The sequence below is a fragment of the Arthrobacter sp. Y3221159 genome (assembly GCF_059089885.1).
On the sequence record NZ_JBNHFC010000017.1, the window covers coordinates 32282 to 57117 of the forward strand.

A 24836-nucleotide genomic window follows, 5' to 3' on the forward strand; every position below is an offset into this window, starting at 1 on the left:
GAGTTTACCCGGTGGACAGGCGCCGCCGCCCCATGGCGGCCCCTGCTGCGGGCAATCCGGCTAAACGGCAGCGGGCTCCGCGCTGGCCACCTGCACCGAAAGGTCCTCCGACGGCGGCATCCAGGTTTCGGGGGCTGCCACAACCTGCTCGCCGGTGCGGATGTCCTTCACCTGGTGGGTGCCGTCGTCGTCCGTGAACCAAACAAAGGGGATGCCGCGCCGGTCGGCGAACTTGATCTGCTTGCCGAACTTCTCGGCCTTGGCCGCCACCTCCGTGGGAATGCCGCGGCTGCGCAGCTGGGCCGCAACATCCTGTGCGGCACCCCAGCTGTCGTCGGAGGTGAGGGCTACAAGGACGGCGGTGGGAACCGAGCGTGAAGCCCTGGCCAGGTCCTGGCTGAGGATGCGGGACACCAGCCGGGTCACGCCGATGGACAGGCCGACGCCGGGGAACTTCCGGTTGCCCTTGGAGGCGAGGGCGTCGTACCGGCCGCCGGAGCAAATGGAACCCAGCTGCTCGTGGCCCACCAGGACGGTCTCCACCACGGTGCCGGTGTAGTAGTCCAGGCCGCGGGCGATGCTCAGGTCTGCCAGCACTTTGCCCGGGGCGCGCTGGACTGCGGCGTCGATGACCTGCTCCAGCTCATCCAGCCCTTCATCCAGCAGCTCATTGGATACGCCGAGGGCACGCACCTGGGCCACGAAGGAGGTGTCCTCCGTCCTGATTGCGGCCAGCTGCAGTGCCTTCCGTGCCTGTTCATCGGTGGCGCCCAGCTCGGACTTGAGCAGCTCGGCCACCTTCTCAGGCCCGATTTTCTCGAGCTTGTCGATGCTGCGGAGGACACCGGCGGTGTCGTCCAGGCCGATGCCGCGGTAGAAGCCTTCAGCCAGCTTCCGGTTGTTGATCCGCAGCCGGAAGTCGGGGATGGGGAGCGCGCTCAATGCTTCAGCGATCACCAGGGCGATCTCGACGTCGTAGCGGAATGGCAGTTCGCCGTCGCCCACCACGTCGATATCAGCCTGCGTGAATTCACGGGCACGTCCCTCCTGCGGACGCTCGCCGCGCCATACCTTTTGGATCTGGTAGCGCCGGAACGGGAAGGCCAGGTAGCCGGCGTTTTCCACCACGTAGCGGGCGAACGGAACAGTGAGGTCGAAGTGCAGGGCCAGGGCGTGCGGATCCGCTTTGCCACCCTTGACGGGGTTGTCGCTGTCGTCCTCCTGGAGGCGGCTGAGGCCGTACACTTCCTTGTCAATCTCGCCCTTGCGCAGCAGCTGCCCCACGGTTTCCACGGCACGGGTCTCAATCGAGGCGAAGCCGTGGAGCTCGAAAACCCGCCGCAGCGTGTCCAGGACATGAAGTTCCACCAGCCGCTCCTCGGGAAGCCACTCGGGGAATCCGGACAGGGAGGCGGTGCGTGCCATGGAAGTTCTCCTCTTAATGCGCCGGATGCTGGCCGCAGGCCACGCGATGCGGGCGCTGTTCGGCGGCAGTCCAGCCAGTCATGCATAAACTATGTGCGGCAGTCAGTTTATGCGTCATCGGTGTGCATCTCTAATGCGCGCGGGCGGCAGGGCCCGGCCGCCAAAAAACCTGCGCTTTCGGCCCTGTTGCCCGGAGCGCAGCAGCCCGACTAAAAGGAGGACCCTTGGCGGCCAGTTCACGCAGCGCCCGCGAAGCCAAACGGCGCATCCAGCAGATGGAAGCCAAGCGCGAGCTGAGGCGGGACCAGGAGAAGCGGCGCAAGCGCGACAACCTCGTGGCCGCCGGTGCCGGAGCCGCCGCCGTGGTCCTCGCCGTCGTACTCCAACTCACGGCCTTTGCCGGCAACCCCACGGAGGATGAATTTGCTGCCGCCGAAGCCGGCCTCACCAGCCCGTCAGCCTCCGCCACTCCATCCGCCCAGGCCACCAACGGCCCCAACATTCCGGCCGCAGATACCGCCGCCGGAAAGACGTTCACCGGCGAGCTGGTGCTTAACGGAAGCCCCCTGGGCGTGGAGCTTGACGGCACCAACGCACCCCAGGCGGCGGCCGTCTTCAAGTCCCTCAGCGATGAGGGCTACTACAGCGGAAAAACCTGCCACCGCCTGACCACCGGAGACGCTTTCGGCGTCATGCAGTGCGGCTCCCCCACCGGCGACGGCAAGGGCGATCCCAACTACACTTGGGGTCCCCTGGAAAACACCCCCGCGGACAATACCTACCCGGCGGGGACCATCGCGGTGGCCCGGACAGGCAACAACGCCTACGGTAACGGGACCCAGTTCTTCATTGTCTACAAGGACACCACCATCCCCGCGGACAGCGCCGGCGGCTACACGGTGGTGGGCAAAGTGACGTCCGGACTGGACGTGGTGTCCAACATTGCCGCCGCCGGGATTACGCCGGTCACCAGCGACACGGACGGCGCACCTGTGCAACCAGTCACGATAGACTCGTTTTCTCTGAAGTAGGAGCCCGGCCCGCGGCCGCGGTGCAGTACGGAAGTATTCCCTCCAAGCGAAAGACTTTTAGCGGTGACAGACAGTCAGAAATCCGACGAAACAGCAGCAGAACTGACCGGGACGGCGGAGGCCGCCACGGACGGCGCAGCCATCACGCCTGCAACGGAAGCAGCCGCAGCAATGAACGGCCAGGAATCCGGCCGGGAGCCTGCAGTGGCTGAGGACCACGCAGCCGGCGCCGCTCCCGCCGCGGAAGCACCCTCCGCTCCGGCGGCCGCAGCTGCACCCGCCCCCGGACCCCGCCCGTCTGCACCGTCCCCCGCGGCTTTCGCCTCCCGCCCCAAGCCGGCGGCAGCCGCCCCCGCCGCTGCGGCGGTCCCGGCTCCGCCCGCCACGTCCCTGGCTGAAGCTTCGAAGTGGGGCCGGGTGGAAGGCGACGGCCATGTCTTCCTCACCATCGACGGCGCCGAGCACCCCGTGGGCCAGTACCCGGGCGTCAGCGATGACGAGGCGCTGGCTTATTTCGCGCGGAAGTACGACGACGTCGTGGCCCAGATTGTCCTGCTTGAACAGCGCGTCAGCTCGAAGGCCCCCAGCACCGACATGCAGAAGACCGTGACGCACCTGCGGGAGCAGCTCGCCGAGCGGAACATGGTGGGCGACCTCCGTGCGGCCGAGGCGCGCCTGGACACCCTCTCCACCCAGATCGCCGAGCTCGAAAAGGCGGAGAAGGCCGAGCACGAGGCCGTCCGAGCGTCCGAACTTGCGGCCCGTGAGGCCATAGTGGCCGAAGCGGAACAGATTTCCGGCCAGGACCCGGCCCAGACGCAGTGGAAGACGTCCAGTGCACGGATGAACGAACTGTTCGAGAGCTGGAAGGCGGCACAGAAGAGCGGTGTCCGCCTGGGCCGCAGCAATGAGGACGCCCTGTGGAAGAGGTTCCGCGCAGCCCGCACCGTCTTCGACCGCCACCGCCGGGCCTACTTCTCCCAGCTGGACAGCAACAACTCCGCAGCCAAGGCCGCGAAGGAAAAGCTGATTGCCGAAGCCGAGGCGCTGTCAACGTCCACCGACTGGGGCTTCGCCGCCGGTGAATACCGCCGCCTCATGGACCAGTGGAAGGCCTCCCCGCGGGCAAGCCGCAAGGACGATGACGCCCTGTGGGCGCGGTTCCGCGCTGCCCAGGATGTCTTCTTCACCAACCGGCAGGCCGCCAACGACGAGATCGACCAGGAGTACGCCTCCAACCTCACAGTCAAGGAAGCCCTCCTGGAGGAAGCCAACGGCATCCTTCCGGTGAAGGACCTCGGTGCCGCCAAGAAGGCCCTGCAGTCCATCCGCGACCGCTGGGAGGAAGCGGGCAAGGTTCCGCGCGCGGACATGGGCCGGATCGAAGCCGGGCTCCGTAAGGTGGAGGACGCTGTCCGCCAGGCCGAGGAAGAGCAGTGGCAGCGGTCCAACCCCGAGCGGAAGGCACGCACCAACAGCGCGCTGTCCCAGCTTGAGTCTGCCATCGCCGGCCTGCAGGAGGACCTGGCCGCAGCCGAAAAGAGCGGCGACGAGCGCAAGATCAAGGCGGCCCGCGAAGCCCTCGAGGCACGCCAAGCCTGGCTCGACCAGATCCAGCGTTCGGCCAGCGAGCTTTCCTGACCCCGCGCTACCCGTAACGGGCAGGCCCGGTTCCGGTTATCCACATAACCGGAACCGGGCCTGCGGCTGTTAACGCCAAGGGGCAGGATGGATGAATGGCGACACCACCGGCTTTCCCTGCTGCCCCAGGCCTTGACCACCCCTTGGGGAGCCAGGCGCCCCGCTTTCCTGAACTGTATGCGCCGGGGATGCCCTTCGCCGGCCCGGAACTGCAGTCCCTCGCCGCGGACGGCCTGCTGGCCCGGCTCCACCACAACGGCTATACGCTGCCGGAAGTACCGGGCTCGCCCCAGCTGCGGGCACGGGCCGCTGCGGGCGGTGTCCCCCAGGCAGTCAGGCAGCGCGTCGTGGCAGGCCGGATGACGGCGGCATGGATCTACGGGTGTGCGGCGGAGCCGGACCGGCTTGCATTGCTGGTGGATGCCAAGCGGCGTGTCTCAAGCCTGCGCAACACGCGCGGCTGCACGCTGCATGAAGTCAAGCTGGGTCCCTTCGACGTCGTCAGCCTGGGCGGGCTCATGGTCTCAAGCCCGCTCCGGACGGCGTTGGACGTGGCACTGCACGTGGACGCGGAACGCGCCATTCCTGCACTTGCGGCGCTGCTGGCGCGTCCCCAGCAGGACGTGCGGCTGCGGCTGCTGGTCCTCGCCATAGAGGCCTCGCCCCGGGTTCCGCACAAGAGGGCGGCGCTGGAGAAGCTCGCCTTCCTAGCTCCTGCGCTTGTTTCCGGTGGTGCGGTAGACGTCGAACACTCCGTCGATCCGGCGGACGGCACTCAGAACATGGCTCAGGTACTTGGGGTCACCCATCTCGAAGGCGAACTTTGAGATGGCCACCCGGTCCGTGGACGTGTGGACGCTGGCTGCCAGGATGTTCACGTGGTTGTCCGACAACACCCGCGTCACGTCGGACAGCAGGGACTTGCGGTCCAAGGCCTCCACCTGGATCTCCACGAGGAACACGCTGGACTGGGTGGGCGCCCAGTCAACGTCCACAATCCTGTCCGGCTGGTCCTTAAGGTCGGAAATGTTGGTGCAGTCCGTGCGGTGTACGGATACCCCGGATCCGCGCGTCACGAAGCCCAGGATGGGGTCTGGCGGAACGGGTGTGCAGCACCGCGCCAGCTTGACCCAGACGTCGCCAACTCCGCGGACCACCACACCCGAGTCCGAGAAACGAGCCTTGGTGACCTGGGTGGGGATGCTGACTTCGGTGATGTCGTCGTCGGCGCTTTCCTTCCCGCCGAGACTTTCGACGAGTTTCTCCATGACCGCCTGCGCGGACGTGTGGCCGTCGCCAACACCGGCGTAGAGCCCGGAGATGTCCACGTACTTGAACTCTTCGGCCACCGCCGCCAATGCCTCGTGGGTCATCAGGCGCTGCAGCGGAAGGTTCTGCTTCCGCATGGCCCGCGTCAGCAGTTCCTTGCCGCGGTCGATCGCTTCTTCGCGGCGTTCCTTGCTGAACCACTGCCGGATCTTGTTCCGGGCCCGGGCGCTTTTAACGAAGTGCTGCCAGTCCTGGCTAGGCCCGGCGCCTTCGGCCTTGGAGGTGAAAATTTCCACCCAGTCGCCGTGGTTGAGCTCGCTGTTGAGCGGCACCAGCTTGCCGTTGACGCGGGCACCGATGGTCCGGTGCCCCACCTCGGTGTGCACCGCGTACGCGAAGTCGACGGGGGTGGAGCCGGCCGGCAGTGCCATGACCTCACCCTTCGGGGTGAACACGAACACTTCGCGGGCGTTGATTTCGAACCGGAGCGAATCCAGGAACTCACCGGGATCCGACGTCTCCTGCTGCCAGTCCACCAGGGACCGCAGCCATCCCATGTCGCCGTCGCGGGGGCTGCCGGGGCCGACGGCGGTGCGGTTGGGCTGGTCCTTGTACTTCCAGTGCGCGGCCACACCGTATTCCGCGCGGCGGTGCATCTCGTGGGTCCTGATCTGGATTTCCACGGGCTTGCCGCCCGGGCCAATCACCGTGGTGTGCAGTGACTGGTACATGTTGAACTTGGGCATCGCGATGTAGTCCTTGAACCTGCCGGGCAGCGGGTTCCAGCGCGAATGCATGGTGCCAAGAGCTGCGTAGCAGTCCCGGACGGAGTCCACCAGGACCCGGACACCCATGAGGTCGTTGATGTCGTCGAAGTCCTTGTCCCTGACGATCATCTTCTGGTAGATCGAGTAGTAGTGCTTGGGCCGGCCCGTGATGGTGGCCTTGATCCGGGCGGTCCGCAGGTCCTCGGTGATCTGGTCGCGGATAACGCTGAGGCTCTTCTCGCGCTCAGGCGTCCGGTCCCCCACCATCCGCACGATTTCCTCATACACCTTGGGATACAGTGCCGCGAAGGAAAGGTCTTCGAGTTCCCATTTGATGGTGTTCATGCCCAGGCGGTGGGCCAGCGGGGCGAAGATCTCCAGGGTCTCGCGCGCCTTGCGGGCGGAGGACTCGGCGGACACGAAGCGCCAGGTGCGTGCGTTGTGGAGCCGGTCAGCCAGTTTGATCATCAGCACGCGGATGTCCTTGGCCATGGCCACAACCATCTTGCGGACCGTTTCGGACTGCGCAGCCTCGCCGAAGCTCACCTTGTCGAGTTTGGTGACGCCGTCAACCAGCATCGCCACTTCCGGGCCGAAGTCCCGCCTCAGGTCATCGAGGGTGTAGGGCGTGTCCTCCACGGTATCGTGCAGGAGGGCCGCCGCCAGGGTGGTGCCGCTCAGCCCAAGCTCGGCCAGGATGGTCGCCACGGCCACCGGGTGGGTGATGTACGGGTCTCCGCTCTTGCGTTTCTGGCCCCGGTGGCTTCGCTCCGCCACGTCGAACGCACGCTGGATGAGGTCGAAATCCTCTTTGGGATTGTTGGCCCGGACAGTCCTCAGCAGCGGCTCAAGGATGGGCGAATAGGTGGCTGTGCCGCGCCCGGTCAGGCGGGCAAGCCGGGAACGGGTCCGTTCGCGGCGCCCCGGAAACGTGGCACGGGACCCGGAGTTGTCGACGGGCACCAATGAACCAGGGCGCGCTGATGCCGCGAGCCCGGTTTGCAAACCGGCAGGATTCTTGTCTCCCTGTGCCGTTGGCGCTGACGCCGAACGTTCTTCCAATGAAGCACTCCTCACCACCGCTTTAATTACTTCAGTCTATTCCCCACGCCCGGCAGTTTTAAAACCGGCCCTTAAATATGCCGGGCCGGACAGCGCGATGGTTCCGCTGTCCGGCCCGGGGCCGTCTTTCAGGCCGTTGACTGGAATGATCCGATCAGGCCTGGGCCGGCTCGGTGGAGGCGGTCCGGCCGGCTGCACCGGCACGGCGGTGCTCCACGCGCTTGGCCTGCCTGACCAGATCCGGCTCGTTCTGCCGGAGCCAGGCATACATGGGTGCAGCCACGAAAATGGTGGCGGCCGTGCCGATGAGGATGCCCACGAACAGGGCCAGCGACAGGTCCCGGAGCGTACCCGCACCCAGCAGTCCGGCGCCGATGAACAGGATGGCGCCTACGGGAAGGATGGCCACCATCATGGTGTTGATGGAACGGACCAGGGTCTGGTTCACGGCGAGGTTGACCTCCTCCGCAAAGGTGCGCCGCGTGGAGGCGTCGATGTCGGCAGTATTCTCCCGGATCTTGTCGAACACCACCACGGTGTCGTACAGCGAGTAGCTGAGGACGGTCAGGAAGCCGATGATGGCTGACGGGGTGACCTCAAAATCGCTGAGCGCGTAGACGCCGGCAGTGATGAACATGGTGACCACCATGCCCGCGATGGCTGAGAGCGACATCTTCCACGTTCGGAAGTACAGCGCCATCAGGACCGCAGCCAGCAGGACGAAGATCACCAGGCCGATCAGCGCCTGCTTGGTGACGTCGGCACCCCAGGTGGGACCCACGAACGTGGACGTCACCTCGTTTTCCGTGACGCCGTAGGCCGCGGTCAGGCCTTCCTTGATGCGGAGGGTCTCATCGTCCGTGAGCTTGTCCGTCTGGATCCTCATGGTGGTCCCGGCGACGTTGGCAACGCGGGGGACACTGCCCGCGACGACATCCGTGACGGCTTTCTCGCCCAGGGCGGCGTCCGTGGTCTGCACGTTGGAAACCGTGAACTCGGAGCCGCCGCGGAACTCGATACCCAGGTTGAACCCGCCCTTGACCGCCGGGATGACGATGGAAAGGGCCATCGCCACGGCAGCGATGAGGAACCAGATTTTCTTGGAACCCACAAAATCGTAGGAACGCTTCCCCGTGTAGAGCTCGTTACCGAAATTGGCGAAGCCTGACATTACTTGTTCTCCTTCGCTGCCGTCTTGGAGGAGCCGGCCAGCTGCTCCTGCTTCTCCGCCAGGCGGCGTTCGGCGATGGTCATCCTGCGTTCGGCTTCGGCAGCGGCGCCGGCGTTCTTGGCGCGGACCACCGCCGGCTTGTCCTCCGGGGTGCGCAGGCGTCCGGCACCGCGGTACAGCGGCACGGCACCCAGCCGCTTGGGATCAAGCCCGGAGAGCGGGTGGCCCTCGCCGAAGAACCTGGTGCGGGCCAGCAGCTGCAGCGTGGGGTGCGTGAACATGAACACCACGATGAGGTCTGCGATGGCGGTGAGGCCCAGGGTGAAGGCGAAGCCGCGGACGTTGCCGACGGCCACGAAGTACAGGACCAGGGCGGCCAGCAGGTTCACGGCCTTCGAGGCCAGGACCGTCCGCTTGGCGCGCTTCCAGCCGTTCTCGACGGCGGACACCAGGCCGCGGCCCTCACGAAGTTCATCACGGATGCGCTCGAAGTAGACGATGAACGAGTCGGCCGTCTGGCCGATCGCCACGATGATGCCCGCGACGCCGGCGAGGGAGAGCCGGTAGTTTTCCGTCCAGCCAAGGATGGCGATGGCAAGGTAGGTGAGGATACCCGCGACCACCAGCGAGGCGATCGTGACGAAACCAAGCGCCCGGTACTGGAAGAGCGAGTAGACCACCACCAGCAGCAGGCCGATCAGGCCTGCGAGGAGGCCCATGCGCAACTGCTCGCCGCCGAGGGTGGCGGAGATCTGCTGCTCGCTCTGGATTTCGAAGCTGATGGGAAGGGCGCCGAAGCGGAGCTGGTCAGACAGCGTCTTGGCCGTCTGCTCCGTGAAGCCGCCGGTGATTTGGGGCCGTCCGTCGGTGATGACGGCCAGCGACCGGGGTGCCGAAATGACCTGGTCGTCCAAGACGATGGCGAACTGGGCTTTGGGATCGGTGCCTGATTCCCCGCCGGCGGCCACATAGAACTGGTTCAGGCGTTCGGTGACCTCTTTGAACTTGGCTGTGCCCTCGTCGTCGAACTGAATGTTCACGGCCCAGTCATTGGTCACGGCGCCCTGGGCGCCCTGCTGCAGCTGGAAGGACGAGGTGACAATGTTGCTGCCCTTGACCTCCACCGGACCGAGGATGTACTTGATGGCCGGCGTGGTGTCCGTGGCAGGCTCGCAGGTTACCAGCGGCTTGGCGGGATCCGAGCGTTCCTGTTCATCCTGGGCGGGGTTGTCACAATCCAGGGACTCGAACTGCCGGTAGATTTCCGGGGTGATCCAGTTGATGTCGCTGCTGTTGGCCGGCTCCGCTGTTGGCTTGGGCAGCTGATCCTCGGGAGCCCGTGACTCCTCGGGGACAGGTGCGCCGGCACCGCTCAGGAGGACCGGACGGAAGTTCATGTCCGCGGAGGCCTGGATGAGGTCGCGGGTCTGGCTGGAGGGGGTTCCCGGAAGGCTGACCACCACATTCCGTCCGGACTGGGTGCTGATTTCCGCTTCGGCCACACCGGAGCCGTCAACCCGCTGGCGGATGATCGCCACGGCCTGGTTGAGCTGTTCCTCGTTGATGTCCGAGCCGCCCTCGACCTTCGGCGCCAGGATCATCTGGGTCCCGCCTTCAAGGTCCAGAGCGAGCTTGGGCGCCCAGCTTGCCTGCCCGCTGAGGGTGCCGCCGGCCAGGACAGCGGTCAGCGCGGCGATGATTACACCGAGCCAGACCAGGACCCTGAGGCCTGGTTTCTTAGGGCCAGTTCGTGCCATTGTCGATCTTTCTCTTGATCACGGAAGAACCGCCGGTGCCTGCTGTGGCCAGCACCGGCGGCGGTCCGCAGCGGTAGAGGGTTATGCGTTCAGCGGGACTAGCTGTCCTTCTTGCCCTCGTCGTTGAGGCGCTTGAGGGTTTCGTCGGGAGTTTCCACCGGCGTGGTGGCGGTGCTGCCGCCCTCACGGCCCGTCAGGGAAGAGGCATCGTCCGGAACGGCCGGCGCAGCGGGCTCCGGCTCAACGGCCGCGGGTTCGACGATCTTGGTGACAGCCTGGCGGTGGACGGTGGCGAGGTTGCCAGGGGAAAGTTCCAGGGTGACCTTGTTTTCGGCGTCGTCCACGGCGACAATCCGGCCGAAAAGGCCGAAGCTGGTCATGACGTCGACGCCGGGGCCGAACTTCGACTGGAGCTCCGCCTGCTGCTGCTGCGTCTTCTTATTGCGCCGGAACATCATGAAGATGAAAACTCCGAGCATGACGAACAGGAGAATTGACATTGGATCCAAGGGGAATTCCGTTCCTTAATTGCCGAACCGATTTTCCGGCGACGTCCGCCCCGTTCCGCCAGTGGCCGGGCTGACAGGCACAAGCCTGACGGAATCCCTTCCCCACCGAGGCGGCCAGTTGAATGGCGCCGGCGAAACATGGGCCCGGACGTGCCGAGCGTCATACCAGTCTAAGGGGAAAACTGAAGGGAGCCTGTTATTGGCTTTCCGGGGCCCAGTCTTCGGATGCTGCGGCGGCATCGGAGTCGGGATCGAAGAGCTCCAGCTGCTCCTGCGCAAAGACTCCGGTGGGGATGGCGTAGCCGAGGTGCGTCCACGCCGGTGCCATGGCGATCCGGCCGCGTGGCGTACGGCCCAACAGGCCTTCCCTGACCAGGAAAGGCTCAGCCACCGTTTCCACGGTCTCCGTTTCCTCGCCAACGGCGATGGCCAGGGTGGACAGCCCCACCGGCCCGCCGCCGAACTTGGTGATGAGCGCCTCAAGGACTGACCGGTCCAGGCGGTCCAGGCCCTTCTTGTCCACCTCGTACATGTCCAGTGCGGCGGACGCTGCACGGGCATCGATCTGCTCGATTTCATGGACCAGGGCCCAGTCCCGGACCCGCCGCAGCAGGCGGTTGGCGATTCGGGGGGTGCCGCGCGACCGCCCGGCAATTTCCGTGAACCCGGCCGAGTTCACCTTGAGGTCCAGCAGGCCCGCCGAACGGCGGAGGACCAGTTCCAGCTCCTGGACGGAGTAGAACTCCAGATGCCCGGTGAAGCCGAAGCGGTCGCGCAGCGGTCCGGGAAGCAGGCCGGCCCGGGTGGTGGCACCCACCAGGGTGAAGGGCGGGAGTTCCAGCGGAATGGCCGTGGCCCCGGCCCCCTTGCCCACCACGATGTCCACACGGAAGTCCTCCATGGCCATGTAGAGCATTTCTTCGGCTGGCCGGGACATGCGGTGGATTTCGTCGAGGAACAGCACCTCGCCCTCGGACAGCGAGGAGAGGATGGCGGCAAGGTCGCCGGCGTGCTGGATGGCCGGGCCGCTGCTGATGCGCAACGGGGCGTTCATCTCGGACGCGACAATCATGGCGAGGGTGGTCTTGCCCAGGCCGGGCGGGCCGGAGAAGAGCACATGGTCCGCACTGCGGCCGCGCATCCGGGAGGCCTTCAGCACCAGGGACAGCTGCTTGCGCACCCGGTGCTGGCCCACGAAGTCGTCCAGGTTCTTGGGCCGAAGGGCGGCTTCGATGGTACGCTCTTCCGGCTCCTCCCCTGCCGCCACCAATGACGCTTCAGCCACGGCTGCCTACGCGGTTGCCCGCCCTGGCGCCGTCCTGGCCCAGCCAGCGCAGCGTGGTCCGGAGGATTTCGGGGACGTTGCCGCGGAAGGACACCTCCGGCTCATCCGCCAGGGCTTTATCAATGCTGGATGAGGCGTCTTTTTCGGACCAGCCGAGGCTGATCATCGCCGCCACCACCTGGGGCTTCCATGATGCCTCTGCGGCCGTGGGGGCGGCTGCGGAACCGGCGGTGCCGTGCGGAACCAGTTTCCCGGCCAGCTCCAGCACGATCCGGCCCGCCACCTTGGGTCCGATGCCGGGCACCTTCGTAAAGGTCTTGCTGTCCCCGGTGTGCGCGGCAACCCGGATCGCTTCGGGATCGTGGACCGCCAGGACGGCAAGGGCAAGCCGCGGCCCGACGCCGCTGACGCTGAGCAGCACGTCGAACACTTCCCGCTCGTCATCAGTGGCAAATCCGAAGAGAGTCAGGGAGTCCTCCCGGACAATCAGGGACGTGAACAGCTTGCCTTCCTCGCCGGTGCGCAGTCCGCTGAGGGTCTGCGGCGTGGCGAACACGCTCATTCCGGCGCCGTTGAGGTCGATGACGGCCGTGGACAGGCCTACGTGCGCTACGGTTCCGCGGAGGAAACTGATCAAGGCCGGGGCTCCTGGTGTAGGCCGGATCCCGCGTGGGACCGGCTATCCGAACATATCTACGAATACCCTAGCAAGGGGCCGGGACATTCAGCGGGCACGCCGCGCCTTCGCCTCGGCGGCTGCCCAGGCCTGCTGCGCAGGTGTCAACGCGGAGCTGCCGGGACCGGTGGTGGCGGCAGCCGCGCCGCTCCCGGCCCGCCAGGCGTGGGTAATGGCGAGGGCCAGGGCGTCGGCGGCGTCGGCCGGACGCGGCGGCGCTTCCAGGCGAAGGATCTTGGTGACCAGCTTGGTCACGGCGTCCTTATTGGACGAGCCGCTGCCCGTCACCGCGGCTTTGACTTCCGACGGCGTATGCAGGGCCACCGGGATCCCCCGGCGGGCTGCTGCGGCGATCACCACCCCGGACGCCTGCGCCACGCCCATCACGGTACTGACGTTCAGTTGCGAAAAAACACGTTCGACGGCGAGGACCTGGGGCTCGTAGCGGTCAAGCCATTCGTCGATTGCCGTGGCGATCACCAGCAGCCGCTGGTCCAGGGTCTCCTCCGGGGAAGTCCCGACCACGCCGACGGCCACCATCGTTGCCCGCCGGTTCCGCTCGACGTCCACGACGCCGATCCCGCAGCGGGTGAGGCCGGGGTCCACCCCCAGCACACGCAGTGTCACGCGTGCGGGAAGCGGGCGGCCGGGCCCTGTTCAGCAGGCAAGGCCGGACGTCACTCTGATTCCAGGGCGGCCTGGACTTCGTCGCTGAGGTCGGCGTTGGTGTAGACGTTTTGGACGTCGTCGAGGTCCTCGAGCGCGTCGGACAGCTTCAGGAACTTGCGGGCTCCGTCCAGGTCCAGGTCCACCTGCATGGAGGGTACGAACTCCACTTCGTCGGTGTCGTATTCGATGCCGGCTTCTTTCAGCGCCTCCCGAATCGCGGGCAGGTCACCCGGCTCCGAGTGGATTTCGAAGCTGTCGCCGTTGTCCTTGACTTCCTCGGCGCCGGCATCCAGCACTGCCATCAGGACGTCGTCCTCGGAGAGGCCGTTCTTGGGCAGCGTCACCACGCCCTTGCGGGTGAACAGGTAGCTGACGGAGCCGGGATCGGCAATGGTGCCGCCGTTGCGGGAAATGGCCAGGCGCACCTCGGAGGCGGCACGGTTCTTGTTGTCAGTGAGGCACTCGATCAGCAGCGCCGAACCCTGGGGCCCGCGTGCCTCGTACATGATCTCGGTGTAGTCCACCACTTCACCGGTGAGGCCGGCACCGCGCTTGATGGCACGGTCGATGTTGTCGTTGGGGACCGAGGTCTTCTTCGCCTTGGTGACTGCCAGTTCCAGGCCGGGGTTGCCGGCGAGGTCCGGCCCGCCCATACGGGCTGCAACTTCGATGTTCTTGATCAGCTTGGCGAACGACTTTGCGCGGCGGCTGTCAATGATCGCCTTCTTGTGCTTGGTCGTCGCCCATTTGGAGTGGCCTGACATGCTTTACGCTTCTCCTCTGATCATCCGGATAAAGAGTTCGTGTACGCGTTTCTCCCCAGTCACTTCCGGGTGGAAGGAGGTGGCCAGCAACTGGCCCGAACGCACAGCAACAATTCTAGCTGTCCCCGGCAGGGGGGCGGCGTGGGACGCATGCTCCGGCTCGGCGGGTTCCACCTGCGCCAGCACCTCAACGTCCGGGCCTACCCGCTCCACCCAGGGGCCGCGGATGAACACGGCGTGGACGGGCGGGACGCCCGCATCCGTGGCGCTGAAGTCCAGGCCCTTGAAGTCCAGGTCCGTTTCGAACGAGTCCCGCTGACGGCCGAAGGCGTTGCGGCGCACCGTCATGTCCAGGCCGCCGAAGGTCTGCTGCGGGGCGCCGGAGAGGTCGGTGGCCGGGTCGGCGATGTCCGAGGCGAGCAGGATCATGCCGGCGCAGGAACCATAAACCGGCAGTCCTTCGGCAATGCGCTCCCGCAGGGGTTCGGCCAGGTCGAAGGCCCGCGCCAGCTTGTCGATTGCGGTTGATTCGCCGCCGGGAATGATGAGCCCGTCCAGGCCGTCCAGCTCCTTGGGCCGGCGGATGCCCACGGCTTCGGCGCCGGTGGCCTCAGCGGCCCGGAGGTGCTCCCGGAAGTCACCCTGGAGCGCCAGCACGCCGATCCGCAGGCCTGCACCAACGCGCGCGGAAGCGGCGGAAAGGGAATTTGTCATCCATCCAGCATACGGGCCCGCGCCCTGCCGCCGGGTCCGCCGGGAGCAGCCCGCGGCGGTTGCATGCCGTTGCTGGGATATATTCGAAACATGGTTTCCCTCAGTGTTCCGCTCGGCAAGCTGGTCCGCCGGGCCACCCGGCTCCGGGGCGGCGGCTCCGCCCTGCCGGGCCTGGTGGTCGAAAAAATCGATCCCGGCTTTATGCGGCGGACGCTCAGCACCCTCCCCCATGGCGTTGCGGTGGTGAGCGGCACCAACGGAAAGACCACCACCACCAAGATGGTGGTGGAACTGCTGGAGAGCCAGGGGCTCAGGGTCTTCACCAACCGCACCGGCAGCAATTTCACGCGCGGCGTTGCAGCTGCCCTGCTGGGTGAGGTGGACTGGCGCGGCAGGCTCGACGCCGATATCGCCGTCCTGGAACTCGATGAAGCCCACGCCGTCCACTTCGTCAACAGCGTCCCGCCCCGGTACTGCCTCCTCCTGAATGTCCTGCGGGACCAGTTGGACCGGTTCGGCGAAATCGACAAGACAGCCCAGTTGCTCCAGCAGATTGCCGCCAAGACCACCGGAACGGTGGTCTTGAACCGCGAGGACCCGCGGGTGGCAAGGATCGCCGACACCCTTACCGGGCAGGACGTGAAGTACTTCGGGCTGGACGAGTCACTGCTGGGCACCTTCCCCAACGACGACGACATGCGCGCCGCCCCCGGAAGCCCCGCCCCGGCGGGCCTTTCGGAGAAGCCGGCAGCCGACGTCGTACTCCGCAAGGTGGGTGCGGACACCGCCGAATTCGAGTACGACGGCGGCACGGTCACCACGTCGATGAAGCTTCGGGGCGTCTACAACATTTTCAACGCAGCGGCCGCCCTGACCCTGGCCAGGAGCATCTGCGGCGCCGGCGCCGCCACCGCTGACCACGAAACGCTGCTGGAGGCATTGTCCCAGGTGGCGCCGGCCTTCGGACGCGGCGAGAGCCTCACCGTGGACGGCCAGCCCCTGGACCTGGTACTGGTCAAGAACCCCAGCGGTTTCCGGCTCGGCCTGAAGTCGTTCCCGGCGGGCGGTTACGCCACGATGATTGCCATCAACGACAACTATGCCGACGGCCGGGACATGTCCTGGCTGTGGGACGTGGAGTTCGATTCCCTGCATGCGGAGGGCGTGGACCAGCTCACCGGATCCCGCGCCTACGACATGGCCCTGCGGCTGCAGTATGACGAGGTTCCTTTCGGATCAGTCCAGCCCGAGATCGCACCGGCGCTGGCCTCCTTCATCCGGGAAGCTTCCGGCAAGCCCAAGCGGATCTTCTGCACGTACACCGCCATGCTGGCCATCCGCCGCGAACTGTCCAAGATCACCACCGTGGAGGTTGTCTCGTGAGTTCCGAAACACCCGCCACCGGACCCGTTGAAGGACAGGGCAAGGGGACCCTCCGCGTGGTCCAGCTCTATCCGCGGGACATGAACATCTACGGCGACTGGGGCAACGCGCTGGTCCTGCAGCGGCGCATCAGCTGGCACGGCTACACGCCCGAACTGCTTGAATACAACGTGGGCGACCCCTTCCCGGAAGACGTGGACATCATCGTGGGCGGAGGCGGCCAGGACAGCGGGCAGCTCGTCATCCAGGACGACCTCCAGGACCGGGCCCCCGAGCTGAAGGGCCTGGCGGAGGACGGCGCGCCCATGCTGCTGATCTGCGGCCTGTACCAGCTCTTCGGACGGTTCTTCAAGACTCGCACTGGTGCCGTCATCCCCGGCATCGGCGTCCTCGACGTCGAGACCCACGGCACCGATGAGCGGCTGATCGGCAACGTCAAAGTCTCCACACCCGAGTTCGGTGAAGTCCTCGGCTACGAAAACCACAGCGGCCAGACCACGCTGGGAGAGGGTGTCCGTCCCCTGGGCACCACCGCCAAAGGGACCGGAAACAACAGCAGTGACGGGCATGAGGGCGCGCGCTACCGGAACATCGTTGCAAGCTACCTGCACGGTTCGCTGCTGCCGAAAAACCCGGCCATCGCCGATTTCCTGATCCGCACGGCGGCGGAGCGCAGGTATGGAACGTTCGAGCCCGGCCACCCGGACGACAGGTTTGCCGAGCTGGCAAGGGAACACGCAGCCCGGCGTCCCCGCTGAACCGCCTACGGCTCGCGGCTGATGAGCAGCTCGTGGGCTCCGGCAGCCGCTGCCCCCATTGACTCCACCACTGCCTGCGTGCGCTGCCGGGTTGCGGCATCCGCTTCCGGCCCTGCGCAGGGACCCTGCGGCGCGTCCGAAGCCACCGAACACCAGCGGTAGGGATCGCGGACAATGACCGACGGCGCCCACGCGAGATCGGTGACCGTCCACTTACCGGAACCGTCCTGGCCGAACTGTGCCCGGACCAGCAGGCCTTCGTTGTTCACCACGTACCAGGGCGAGAGTTCCGTGACCCCGTTGCCCAGACCGTAGACGATCCAGGTTCCGTTGTAATTTTCGATCGGCAGGACCGAGTGCGTGTGGTGCCCGTACACCAGGTTGAACTGGCCGCTGTCAGCCAGCGCGTGGGCAACCTCCTGCTGCTGTGCGTTCGGTGCGGTGGCGTACTCGTCGCCGGCGTGCATCGCGCCCAGGACGATGTCCGCGCCCAGGGCCCTGGCCTTTTCCGCCTTGGCGATCATGGCCGGCGCGTCCAGCATGTCCACCTGCCACGGGTACTCGGCGGTGAGTCCGTTGAGCCCGTAGGTGGCCTGGATGACAGCCACTTTGGCGGCCGCAGTTTCCAGGATCAGGATCCCCTGCGACTCATTCTCAGTGCGATACGAGCCTGTGTGCTTGAGGCCCGCCGCGTCCAGGGCGTCGAGGGTGCGCAGCAGCCCGTCGGTGCCGCGGTCGATGGTGTGGTTGCTCGCCGTCGTACATGCCTGGTAGCCCACCGCCTTTGAAGCCGAGATGATCTGCGGCGGGACGTTGAAGGAGGGATAAGCGGAGAATGGCCCCTCCGGTCCGGCCACCGGCGTTTCCTGGTGGCAGATGGCAAGATCGCTCCTGCTGATGTAGCGGCGCTGGCCCTCCAGCAGCGGCACAAAATCAAGGCCGGGTTTTCCAGCGGCGGCGGCATCCTGCTGCGCCTGCTGCCACAGCTCGGTATGGACCAGCATGTCGCCCGTGACCAGGACCGAGGTGCACCGCAGCACCGGGCACGCCGGCCCCTTCCCGGGAGTGGGAACCGGTGTGGGTGTGGCGTCAGGGGGCGGCGTCCCGGTTTGCTCGCCTGTACCAGGCCGGGCAGTACCAGGCTGGACCGATTCGGCCGGCTGCTGCGGCGTACCGTTCTGTTCAGCGAGCAGGCCGCAGCCCGCCAGCACACCTGTCAAGCCCAGCGCTCCGGCCAACGACAATGCCACGACGCGGGCGCGCCAGCGCCCGGCCGCCCCGGCAGCTATGGTCCCCATACCCGTCATTGTAGGGATGGCTGCCGCCGGCAAACGGCATTGTTGCCACATTGAGAAGCGTGGCTTGCTGTGAAAGGTTTACCCCATGACGAACCCCCTCCTGGCTCCCAGCCTCCTCCCCTATGGACTCCCCCCGTTCAGATCGATCGAGGATTCGCACTACGCCGAAGCCATCGAAGCCGGACTGGCCGAACACCTCGCTGAGATCCAGGTGATCGTGGATAACCCTGAGCCTGCCGATTTCGAGAACACGGTGGTGGCGATGGAACGGTCCGGGCGGTTGCTGGAGCGGGCTGCGGCGCCGTTCTTCACCCTGGTGTCAGCCCATGCGTCCGAACGGATCCGGCAGCTGGAAACCGAATTTTCGCCGCGGTTTTCCGCACACCAGGATGAGGTCTTCCTGAACCGTGCACTGTTCGAAAGGTTCGCTTCCGTTGATGCCTCCGCACACGATCCCGAGCAGGCCCGCCTGCTGGAGGAGTACCTGAAGGAGTTCCGCCAGTCCGGCATCCAGCTGGACGGGCCTGGGCAGGAGCGGCTCCGGGCAATCAACGCCGAGTTGGCCCGCCTTGGCACGGAGTTTGGCCAGCGGGTCAAGGAAGGCATGAAGTCAGCTGCCCTCCTGCTGGACAGCCCTGCCGAACTTGCGGGCCTGCCGGCGGATGACGTGGCCAGTGCTGCGGAAGCGGCCCGCGAAGCGGGACACGATGGCAAGTACCTGCTTACCCTCGTCCAGCCGGGAAACCAGCCTGCCCTTGCCTCGCTGGCGGACCGGAGCGTGCGGCGCCGCCTGTTTGAGGCGTCGGTTGCGCGCGGCAGCAGCGGCGGGGAACTGGATGTCCTTGACCTCGCGCGCCGGATGGCCGGCCTGCGGGCCGAGAAGGCGTCCCTCCTGGGATACGCCAACTACGCCGAACTGGTGGTGGACCGGCAGACCGCTCCGGACTTCGGGGCCGTCCAGTCCATGCTTGGCCGGCTGGCGCCGGCAGCCGTCCGGAACGCCGACGCCGAGGCAAAGGCACTGGCCGGCGTCGCGGGCCATCCGCTGGAAGCCTGGGACTGGGCCTACTACTCCGCGAAGGTCCGGAAGGAAAGGTACGACGTCGACGAACAGGCGCTCCGGCCGTATTTCGAGCTGGACACGGTGCTGGTGGACGGCGTGTTCCATGCCGCCACCTCCTTGTACGGCATCACCTTCCAGGAGCGGACTGACCTTGCCGGCTACCATCCCGACGTCCGGGTCTGGGAGGTCCGCAACGAGGACGGGAGCGGGCTGGGACTGTTCCTGGGCGACTACTACAGCCGGGAGTCCAAGCGCGGCGGCGCGTGGATGAATTCCCTCGTGGACCAGTCAGGCCTGCTGGGCACCCGCCCCGTGGTGATCAACAACCTAAACATTTCCAAGCCGCCGGCGGGCGAACCCACGCTGCTGACCCTGGACGAGCTCCGCACGGCGTTCCACGAGTTCGGGCACGCCCTGCACGGGCTCCTGTCCAACGTCACGTACCCCAGGTTCTCCGGCACGTCCGTCCACCGGGACTTTGTGGAGTATCCGTCGCAGGTCAACGAGATGTGGATGATGTGGCCGGAGGTGCTGTCCAACTACGCCCGGCACCATGTCACCGGGGAACCGCTTCCGCAGGACATCGTGGACCGCCTGGAAGAATCCCGGCTCTGGGGTGAAGGCTTTGCCACCACGGAATACCTCGGCGCGGCGCTGCTGGACCTGGCCTGGCACACGCTGGAGCCGGGCAACGTCCCGGAGGACGCGCTCGAGTTCGAGGCGAAGGCCCTCGCGGCAGCGGGGATCGCCCATCCGCTGATTCCGCCGCGGTACCGGACGGGCTATTTCCAGCACATTTTTGCGGGTGCGGGGTACGCCGCCGGCTACTACTCCTACATCTGGAGTGAAGTGCTGGATGCCGAAACGGTGGACTGGTTCAGCGAGAACGGTGGCCTCACCCGGGCAAACGGCGAACGGTTCCGCCAGGAGCTCCTCTCGCGCGGCAACAGCCGCGACCCGCTCGAGTCCTTCCGCAACCTCCGCGGCCGCGAAGCCAGTTTAGAACCCCTGCTAAAGCGCCGCGGCCTCGAGTAAAAGCTCCCCCTACCCCAATTAAAAGAAGTACGACGCCGGTCCCCCACCCACAGAGGGCAAGGAACCGGCGTCGTCATCACTTAGGCGAAGCGACCCGCAGCGACGGACGGTGCTGTCCGTTAGCGTGCGTAAAAGGGGCCCCGCCCTCAGCCACCGCCCATATGGCGGCAGCGGGAGGCGGGGAATAGCACGCAGAGGACCGCGCCGTTCGGCGCGCCACACAGAGTGGAAATTACCAGCCGCGCTCGGCCAGGCGGTGCGGCTGGGGGATCTCGTCTACATTGATACCCACCATGGCTTCGCCCAGGCCGCGGGAGGCCTTGGCGATGACGTCAGGATCGTCGAAGAAGGTGGTGGCCTTGACGACGGCGGCAGCGCGCTGGGCAGGGTTGCCGGACTTGAAGATGCCGGAGCCTACGAACACACCGTCAGCACCGAGCTGCATCATCATCGCGGCGTCGGCCGGGGTGGCGATGCCGCCGGCGGTGAACAGCACCACGGGAAGCTTGCCGGTGGAGGCGACTTCCTTGACCAGTTCGTACGGTGCCTGCAGTTCCTTGGCGGCGACGTAGAGCTCGTCCTCGGGCAGGGCGGCGAGCTTGAGCAGCTCGGCACGGATCTGCCGCATGTGCGTGGTGGCGTTGGAGACGTCGCCGGTGCCGGCTTCGCCCTTGGAGCGGATCATGGCCGCGCCCTCGTTGATGCGGCGCAGCGCCTCACCGAGGTTGGTGGCACCGCAGACGAAGGGAACGGTGAAGTTCCACTTGTCGATGTGGTTGGTGTAGTCGGCCGGGGTGAGGACCTCGGACTCGTCAATGTAGTCGACGCCGAGGGACTGCAGGACCTGGGCTTCGACGAAGTGGCCGATCCGGGCCTTGGCCATGACCGGGATGGACACGGCGTCGATGATCTGGTCGATCATGTCGGGATCGGACATGCGGGACACGCCGCCCTGGGCGCGGATGTCGGCCGGGACGCGTTCGAGCGCCATGACAGCAACGGCACCGGCGTCTTCGGCGATGCGGGCCTGTTCGACATTGACGACGTCCATGATGACGCCGCCCTTGAGCATCTCGGCCATGCCGCGCTTCACGCGGCTGCTGCCCGTGACGCTGTTCGCGGAGGAACCGGCCTCGCTGCTTACATCAGGTGTAGACACAAAAACCCCTATGGGTAGATAGATGACCTTCGCCGGGCGTGCAGGCGGCAAGTGCCGGACTGTGCACACACGGATAGTGCCGGATCCATTGACCGGGCAGTCCTAATACTAGTCCCACCAGGGCCGGGCGGCTTAATCATGCTTAATCAGCGGGCGTCGGTTCCGCCTGTGCCTGCCGGCGGACGGACAACACGCGCTGCACAACGGTGATGAAGCTGGCCAGGGCGAGCAGCGCGAGGGTGGCCAGGAGCACCACGGGTGGCAGGCCCACGCCGGTCAGGCCGGTAACCACCAGCACTGAAACCAGGCGTTCCGCACGCTCGGCGATTCCCACGTTCGCGGTGAACCCGAGGGACTCCGCCTTGGCCCTGGCATAGGACACCACCATGCCAAGGACCAGGCAGATCATGGCAGCAACTGCTATGGGGGTATCCGCCCCGCCCGTGAAGAACCAGATGGCCAGGCCGGCAAAGAGCGCGCCGTCGGCGATGCGGTCCAGGGTGGAGTCGAGGAAGTTTCCCCACCGGCTTTTCACATCCTGCATCCTGGCCATGATGCCGTCCAGGACGTCGGAGAAGATGAATGCGGTGATGAACAGTGTTCCCCAGAACAGCTGCCCCAGGGGATAGAACACCAGTGCGCCCACAACAACTCCGGCAGTGCCAATGACGGTAACGGCGTCCGGCGAGACGCCCATCCTCAGGAGCCAGCGGGCCAGCGGGGTGAACAGCGCGGTGAAGAATCCGCGCGCGTGCCTATTCAGCATCCGTCTCCCCGGGCCAGGCGTCGGCCACCTGCTGGCGGACCTCGTCGAGGGTCTGCGTGATGGCCTTGGTCTGGGCGATGATCGGGAAGAAGTTCCCGTCCCCGCCCCAGCGTGGAACCACGTGCTGGTGCAGGTGGGCGGCGATGCCGGCACCGCCCACCACGCCCTGGTTCATCCCCAGGTTGAACCCGCCGGGGTTCGCCACTTTCCGCAGCACGCGCATGGCGGTCTGCGTGAGGTCGGCAAACTCAGCGGTTTCCTCAAGGGTCAGGTCCGTGTAATCAGGAATGTGGCGGTAGGGGCACACCAGCAGGTGCCCCGGATTGTAGGGGAAGAGGTTCAACACCACGTAGCAGGTCTTGCCGCGGTGGACGATGAGCGCATCCTCGTCCGTGCGGCCCGGCCCCAGGCAGAAAGGGCAGTCGTTTTCGTTCTTGAACTGGTGCTGGCCGCCCTTGATGTAGGCCATGCGGTGCGGAGTCCACAGGCGCTGGAAGGCGTCGGGGACACCGGCGAGGGCAAAGTCGTCGGTAACGCCGGCATCCCCTGGATACCCTGCGCCTGTGTTCTCCTGCACGCTGCTGGTTCCGTTCCGCTAGCTGGTCCGGTTACGGACGGCTTCCGTGATCCGCTTGATTGCCTCGGCCACCGGAACACCGTTGTCCTGGCTTCCGTCACGGAAGCGGAAGGACACGGCACCTGCCTCGGCGTCGTCCCCGCCGGCAATCAGCACGAACGGGATCTTGTCCTTGCTGGCCGTGCGAATCTTCTTCGGGAAGCGGTCCGACGACGTATCCACCTCGGCGCGGATGCCTGCCGCCTTAAGCTGGTCGACGACGTCGAACATGTACTCGTTGAAGGCTTCCGCAACGGGGATGCCCACCACCTGGACGGGCGCCAGCCAGGCCGGGAACGCGCCGGCGTAGTGTTCGGTCAGCACGCCCATGAACCGCTCCACGGAGCCGAAGAGCGCGCGGTGGATCATCACCGGCCGCTGCCGGCTGCCGTCCGCTGCCTGGAACTCCAGTTCGAAGCGCTCGGGCAGGTTGAAGTCCAGCTGGATGGTGGACATCTGCCAGGTGCGGCCCAGGGCGTCCTTCGCCTGCACGGAGATCTTGGGTCCGTAGAAGGCTGCTCCGCCCGGGTCCGGAACAAGTTCCAGCCCCGACTCCTGCGCAACCTCGGCGAGGGTCCTGGTGGCCTCTTCCCAGGCGGCGTCTTCGCCGACATACTTTTCCGGGTCCTTCGTGGATAGCTCCAGGTAAAAGTCGTTCAGGCCGTAGTCCTTGAGCAGGTCCAGGACGAATGTCAGGGTCTTGGTGAGCTCGTCCTTCATCTGTTCGCGGGTGCAGTAGATGTGGGCGTCGTCCTGTGTCATTCCGCGGACCCGGGTGAGGCCGTGGACAACGCCGGACTTCTCATAGCGGTAAACGGATCCGAATTCGAACAGGCGCAGGGGCAGTTCCCGGTAGGACCGGCCGCGGGACCTGAAGATCAGGTTGTGCATGGGGCAGTTCATCGGCTTCAGGTAGTAGTCCTGGGCCGGCTTGCGCACGGTGCCGTCCTCGTTCAGTTCGGCGTCCACCTGCATGGCCGGGAACATGCCGTCCTTGTACCAGTCGAGGTGGCCGGAAACCTCGTAGAGGTGGCCTTTCGTGATGTGCGGCGTGTAGACGAACTCGTAGCCCGCCTCGACGTGGCGCTGGCGTGAGTAGTCCTCCATCTCCTTGCGGATGATGCCGCCCTTGGGGTGGAAGACGGGCAGGCCGGAGCCCAGCTCGTCCGGGAAGGAGAAGAGGTCCAGTTCCGAGCCGAGCTTCCGGTGGTCGCGGCGTTCTGCCTCGGCGAGCCGCTCCTGGTACGCCTTGAGCGCGTCCTTGGTGGGCCAGGCGGTGCCATAGAGGCGCTGCAGCTGCTGGTTCTTCTGGTTGCCCAGCCAGTAGGCGGAGGATGACCGGGTCAGGGCAAAGGCGTTGGAGATGAGCTTGGTGTTGGGCAGGTGCGGCCCGCGGCAGAGGTCGCACCAGACGGTGGTGCCGTCCTTGCGCTCCACGTTGTCGTAGATGGTGATGTCACCGGCACCCACCTCGACGTTCACGCCTTCACCGGCCTCGGCGGCGTCGTTCTTCTTGCCCAGCAGCTCCAGCTTGTAAGGCTCGTTCTTCATGGCCTCACGGGCTTCGTCCTCGTTGACCACGCGGCGGACGAACTTCTGGTTCTGGTTGATGATCTTCTGCATCATCTTCTCGAGGGTCTTGAGGTCCTCGGGGGTGAACGGCTCTGCGACATCGAAGTCGAAGTAGAAGCCGTCGGTGATGTAGGGGCCGATTCCCAGCTTGGCGTCCGGCCGCAACTGCTGGACTGCCTGGGCCATGACGTGGGCGGTGGAGTGGCGGAGCACGTTCAGCCCGTCAGGGGAATCGATGGTGACGCCTTCGACGTCGGCGCCCTCGGGAAGTTCCTGGTCCAGGTCCTTCAGTTCGCCGTTGACGCGGGCCACAACTACATCGCGGCGCTCAAAGAAGAGTTCCGCACCGGTTGTCCCGGTAGTCACCTTGGTCTCTTCGCCATCGACGACGAGGGTGATCTGCTGGGCATCTGACACGGGTGTCTCCTATTCAAAGTTCAGGCTTC

General features: G+C 66.1%; 21 protein-coding genes. 6 read left to right on the forward strand and 15 right to left on the reverse strand.

The genetic code is table 11. From position 1 onward, the window contains the following. Nucleotides 1–60 precede the first annotated feature (60 nt). The gene (hisS, locus tag AC5RT3_RS16390) at nucleotides 61–1425 is read right to left on the reverse strand and encodes a histidine--tRNA ligase (RefSeq protein ID WP_494124669.1); all 1365 of its coding nucleotides are present in this window, start codon (nucleotides 1423–1425) and stop codon (nucleotides 61–63) included. A gap of 224 nt (nucleotides 1426–1649) precedes the next feature. Here hisS and AC5RT3_RS16395 point away from each other — a divergent pair, with 224 nt between their 5' ends. The 3 genes from AC5RT3_RS16395 (at nucleotide 1650) to AC5RT3_RS16405 (ending at nucleotide 4924) form a co-directional block, all read left to right on the forward strand. Next, nucleotides 1650–2456, forward strand: a complete 807-nt coding sequence (locus AC5RT3_RS16395) for a peptidylprolyl isomerase (RefSeq protein ID WP_494053156.1) — start codon at nucleotides 1650–1652, stop codon at nucleotides 2454–2456. 63 nt (nucleotides 2457–2519) lie between these two features. Next, on the forward strand, nucleotides 2520–4097 hold the full coding sequence (locus AC5RT3_RS16400; RefSeq protein WP_494053155.1) for a DUF349 domain-containing protein: 1578 nt from the start codon (nucleotides 2520–2522) through the stop codon (nucleotides 4095–4097). A gap of 95 nt (nucleotides 4098–4192) precedes the next feature. After that, entirely contained in the window at nucleotides 4193–4924 is a 732-nt protein-coding gene (locus AC5RT3_RS16405; protein ID WP_494053154.1) for a type IV toxin-antitoxin system AbiEi family antitoxin, read from the forward strand. On the opposite strand, the gene AC5RT3_RS16410 is transcribed toward AC5RT3_RS16405, so the two are convergent. From AC5RT3_RS16410 to pdxT, 9 genes are all read right to left on the reverse strand, one after another. Further along, nucleotides 4805–7195: a RelA/SpoT family protein gene (locus AC5RT3_RS16410; protein WP_494124670.1), complete on the reverse strand. Its 2391-nt coding sequence runs from the start codon at nucleotides 7193–7195 to the stop codon at nucleotides 4805–4807. The two genes, AC5RT3_RS16405 and AC5RT3_RS16410, sit on opposite strands and share 120 nt — an antisense overlap. A gap of 154 nt (nucleotides 7196–7349) precedes the next feature. Beyond that, entirely contained in the window at nucleotides 7350–8366 is a 1017-nt protein-coding gene (gene secF / locus AC5RT3_RS16415; protein WP_494009274.1) for a protein translocase subunit SecF, read from the reverse strand. Next, on the reverse strand, nucleotides 8366–10123 hold the full coding sequence (gene secD, locus AC5RT3_RS16420; protein WP_494009275.1) for a protein translocase subunit SecD: 1758 nt from the start codon (nucleotides 10121–10123) through the stop codon (nucleotides 8366–8368). The genes secF and secD overlap by 1 nt, the downstream gene beginning before the upstream one ends. Nucleotides 10124–10221: 98 nt before the next feature. Continuing rightward, nucleotides 10222–10623, reverse strand: a complete 402-nt coding sequence (yajC, locus tag AC5RT3_RS16425) for a preprotein translocase subunit YajC (protein WP_494009276.1) — start codon at nucleotides 10621–10623, stop codon at nucleotides 10222–10224. 205 nt (nucleotides 10624–10828) lie between these two features. Further along, a complete protein-coding gene (ruvB, locus tag AC5RT3_RS16430) occupies nucleotides 10829–11917 on the reverse strand; it encodes a Holliday junction branch migration DNA helicase RuvB (protein WP_494053152.1) in 1089 nt (362 codons plus the stop codon). Continuing rightward, entirely contained in the window at nucleotides 11910–12554 is a 645-nt protein-coding gene (ruvA, locus tag AC5RT3_RS16435) for a Holliday junction branch migration protein RuvA (RefSeq protein ID WP_494124671.1), read from the reverse strand. The genes ruvB and ruvA overlap by 8 nt, the downstream gene beginning before the upstream one ends. 87 nt (nucleotides 12555–12641) lie before the next feature. Then, on the reverse strand, nucleotides 12642–13220 hold the full coding sequence (ruvC, locus tag AC5RT3_RS16440; RefSeq protein WP_494009279.1) for a crossover junction endodeoxyribonuclease RuvC: 579 nt from the start codon (nucleotides 13218–13220) through the stop codon (nucleotides 12642–12644). Between the two features lie 50 nt (nucleotides 13221–13270). Further along, nucleotides 13271–14026: a YebC/PmpR family DNA-binding transcriptional regulator gene (locus AC5RT3_RS16445; protein WP_133347236.1), complete on the reverse strand. Its 756-nt coding sequence runs from the start codon at nucleotides 14024–14026 to the stop codon at nucleotides 13271–13273. 3 nt (nucleotides 14027–14029) lie between these two features. After that, a complete protein-coding gene (gene pdxT, locus AC5RT3_RS16450; RefSeq protein ID WP_494053150.1) occupies nucleotides 14030–14740 on the reverse strand; it encodes a pyridoxal 5'-phosphate synthase glutaminase subunit PdxT in 711 nt (236 codons plus the stop codon). Nucleotides 14741–14830: 90 nt separating this feature from the next. Here pdxT and AC5RT3_RS16455 point away from each other — a divergent pair, with 90 nt between their 5' ends. Together AC5RT3_RS16455 and AC5RT3_RS16460 are read left to right on the forward strand one after the other, a co-directional pair. Then, nucleotides 14831–16123 (forward strand): MurT ligase domain-containing protein, encoded by a 1293-nt coding sequence (locus AC5RT3_RS16455; RefSeq protein WP_494053149.1) that lies wholly within the window; start codon nucleotides 14831–14833, stop codon nucleotides 16121–16123. Beyond that, nucleotides 16120–16881: a type 1 glutamine amidotransferase gene (locus AC5RT3_RS16460; protein ID WP_494124672.1), complete on the forward strand. Its 762-nt coding sequence runs from the start codon at nucleotides 16120–16122 to the stop codon at nucleotides 16879–16881. Before AC5RT3_RS16455 ends, AC5RT3_RS16460 begins: the two co-directional genes overlap by 4 nt. 5 nt (nucleotides 16882–16886) lie before the next feature. Here AC5RT3_RS16460 and AC5RT3_RS16465 read toward each other — a convergent pair whose 3' ends face one another. After that, complete coding sequence (locus AC5RT3_RS16465) at nucleotides 16887–18179, reverse strand: CapA family protein (RefSeq protein ID WP_494124673.1); 1293 nt, start codon at nucleotides 18177–18179, stop codon at nucleotides 16887–16889. A gap of 85 nt (nucleotides 18180–18264) precedes the next feature. Here AC5RT3_RS16465 and AC5RT3_RS16470 point away from each other — a divergent pair, with 85 nt between their 5' ends. Continuing rightward, nucleotides 18265–20277, forward strand: a complete 2013-nt coding sequence (locus AC5RT3_RS16470) for a M3 family metallopeptidase (RefSeq protein WP_494124674.1) — start codon at nucleotides 18265–18267, stop codon at nucleotides 20275–20277. A gap of 232 nt (nucleotides 20278–20509) precedes the next feature. Here the strand turns inward: AC5RT3_RS16470 and pdxS are convergent, their stop codons facing one another. The 4 genes from pdxS to thrS all read right to left on the reverse strand — a co-directional run bounded on the left by pdxS (nucleotide 20510) and on the right by thrS (nucleotide 24807). After that, nucleotides 20510–21436, reverse strand: coding sequence for a pyridoxal 5'-phosphate synthase lyase subunit PdxS (pdxS, locus tag AC5RT3_RS16475; RefSeq protein WP_494009285.1), 927 nt, complete (start codon nucleotides 21434–21436; stop codon nucleotides 20510–20512). 142 nt (nucleotides 21437–21578) lie between these two features. After that, nucleotides 21579–22202 carry a phosphatidylinositol phosphate synthase gene (pgsA, locus tag AC5RT3_RS16480; RefSeq protein WP_494053145.1) on the reverse strand — a complete coding sequence of 208 codons (624 nt, stop codon included), beginning with the start codon at nucleotides 22200–22202 and terminating at the stop codon, nucleotides 21579–21581. Then, nucleotides 22192–22779, reverse strand: a complete 588-nt coding sequence (locus AC5RT3_RS16485; RefSeq protein ID WP_494009287.1) for an HIT family protein — start codon at nucleotides 22777–22779, stop codon at nucleotides 22192–22194. The genes pgsA and AC5RT3_RS16485 overlap by 11 nt, the downstream gene beginning before the upstream one ends. A gap of 18 nt (nucleotides 22780–22797) precedes the next feature. Continuing rightward, entirely contained in the window at nucleotides 22798–24807 is a 2010-nt protein-coding gene (thrS, locus tag AC5RT3_RS16490; protein ID WP_494124675.1) for a threonine--tRNA ligase, read from the reverse strand. Between the last annotated feature and the right edge of the window lie 29 nt (nucleotides 24808–24836).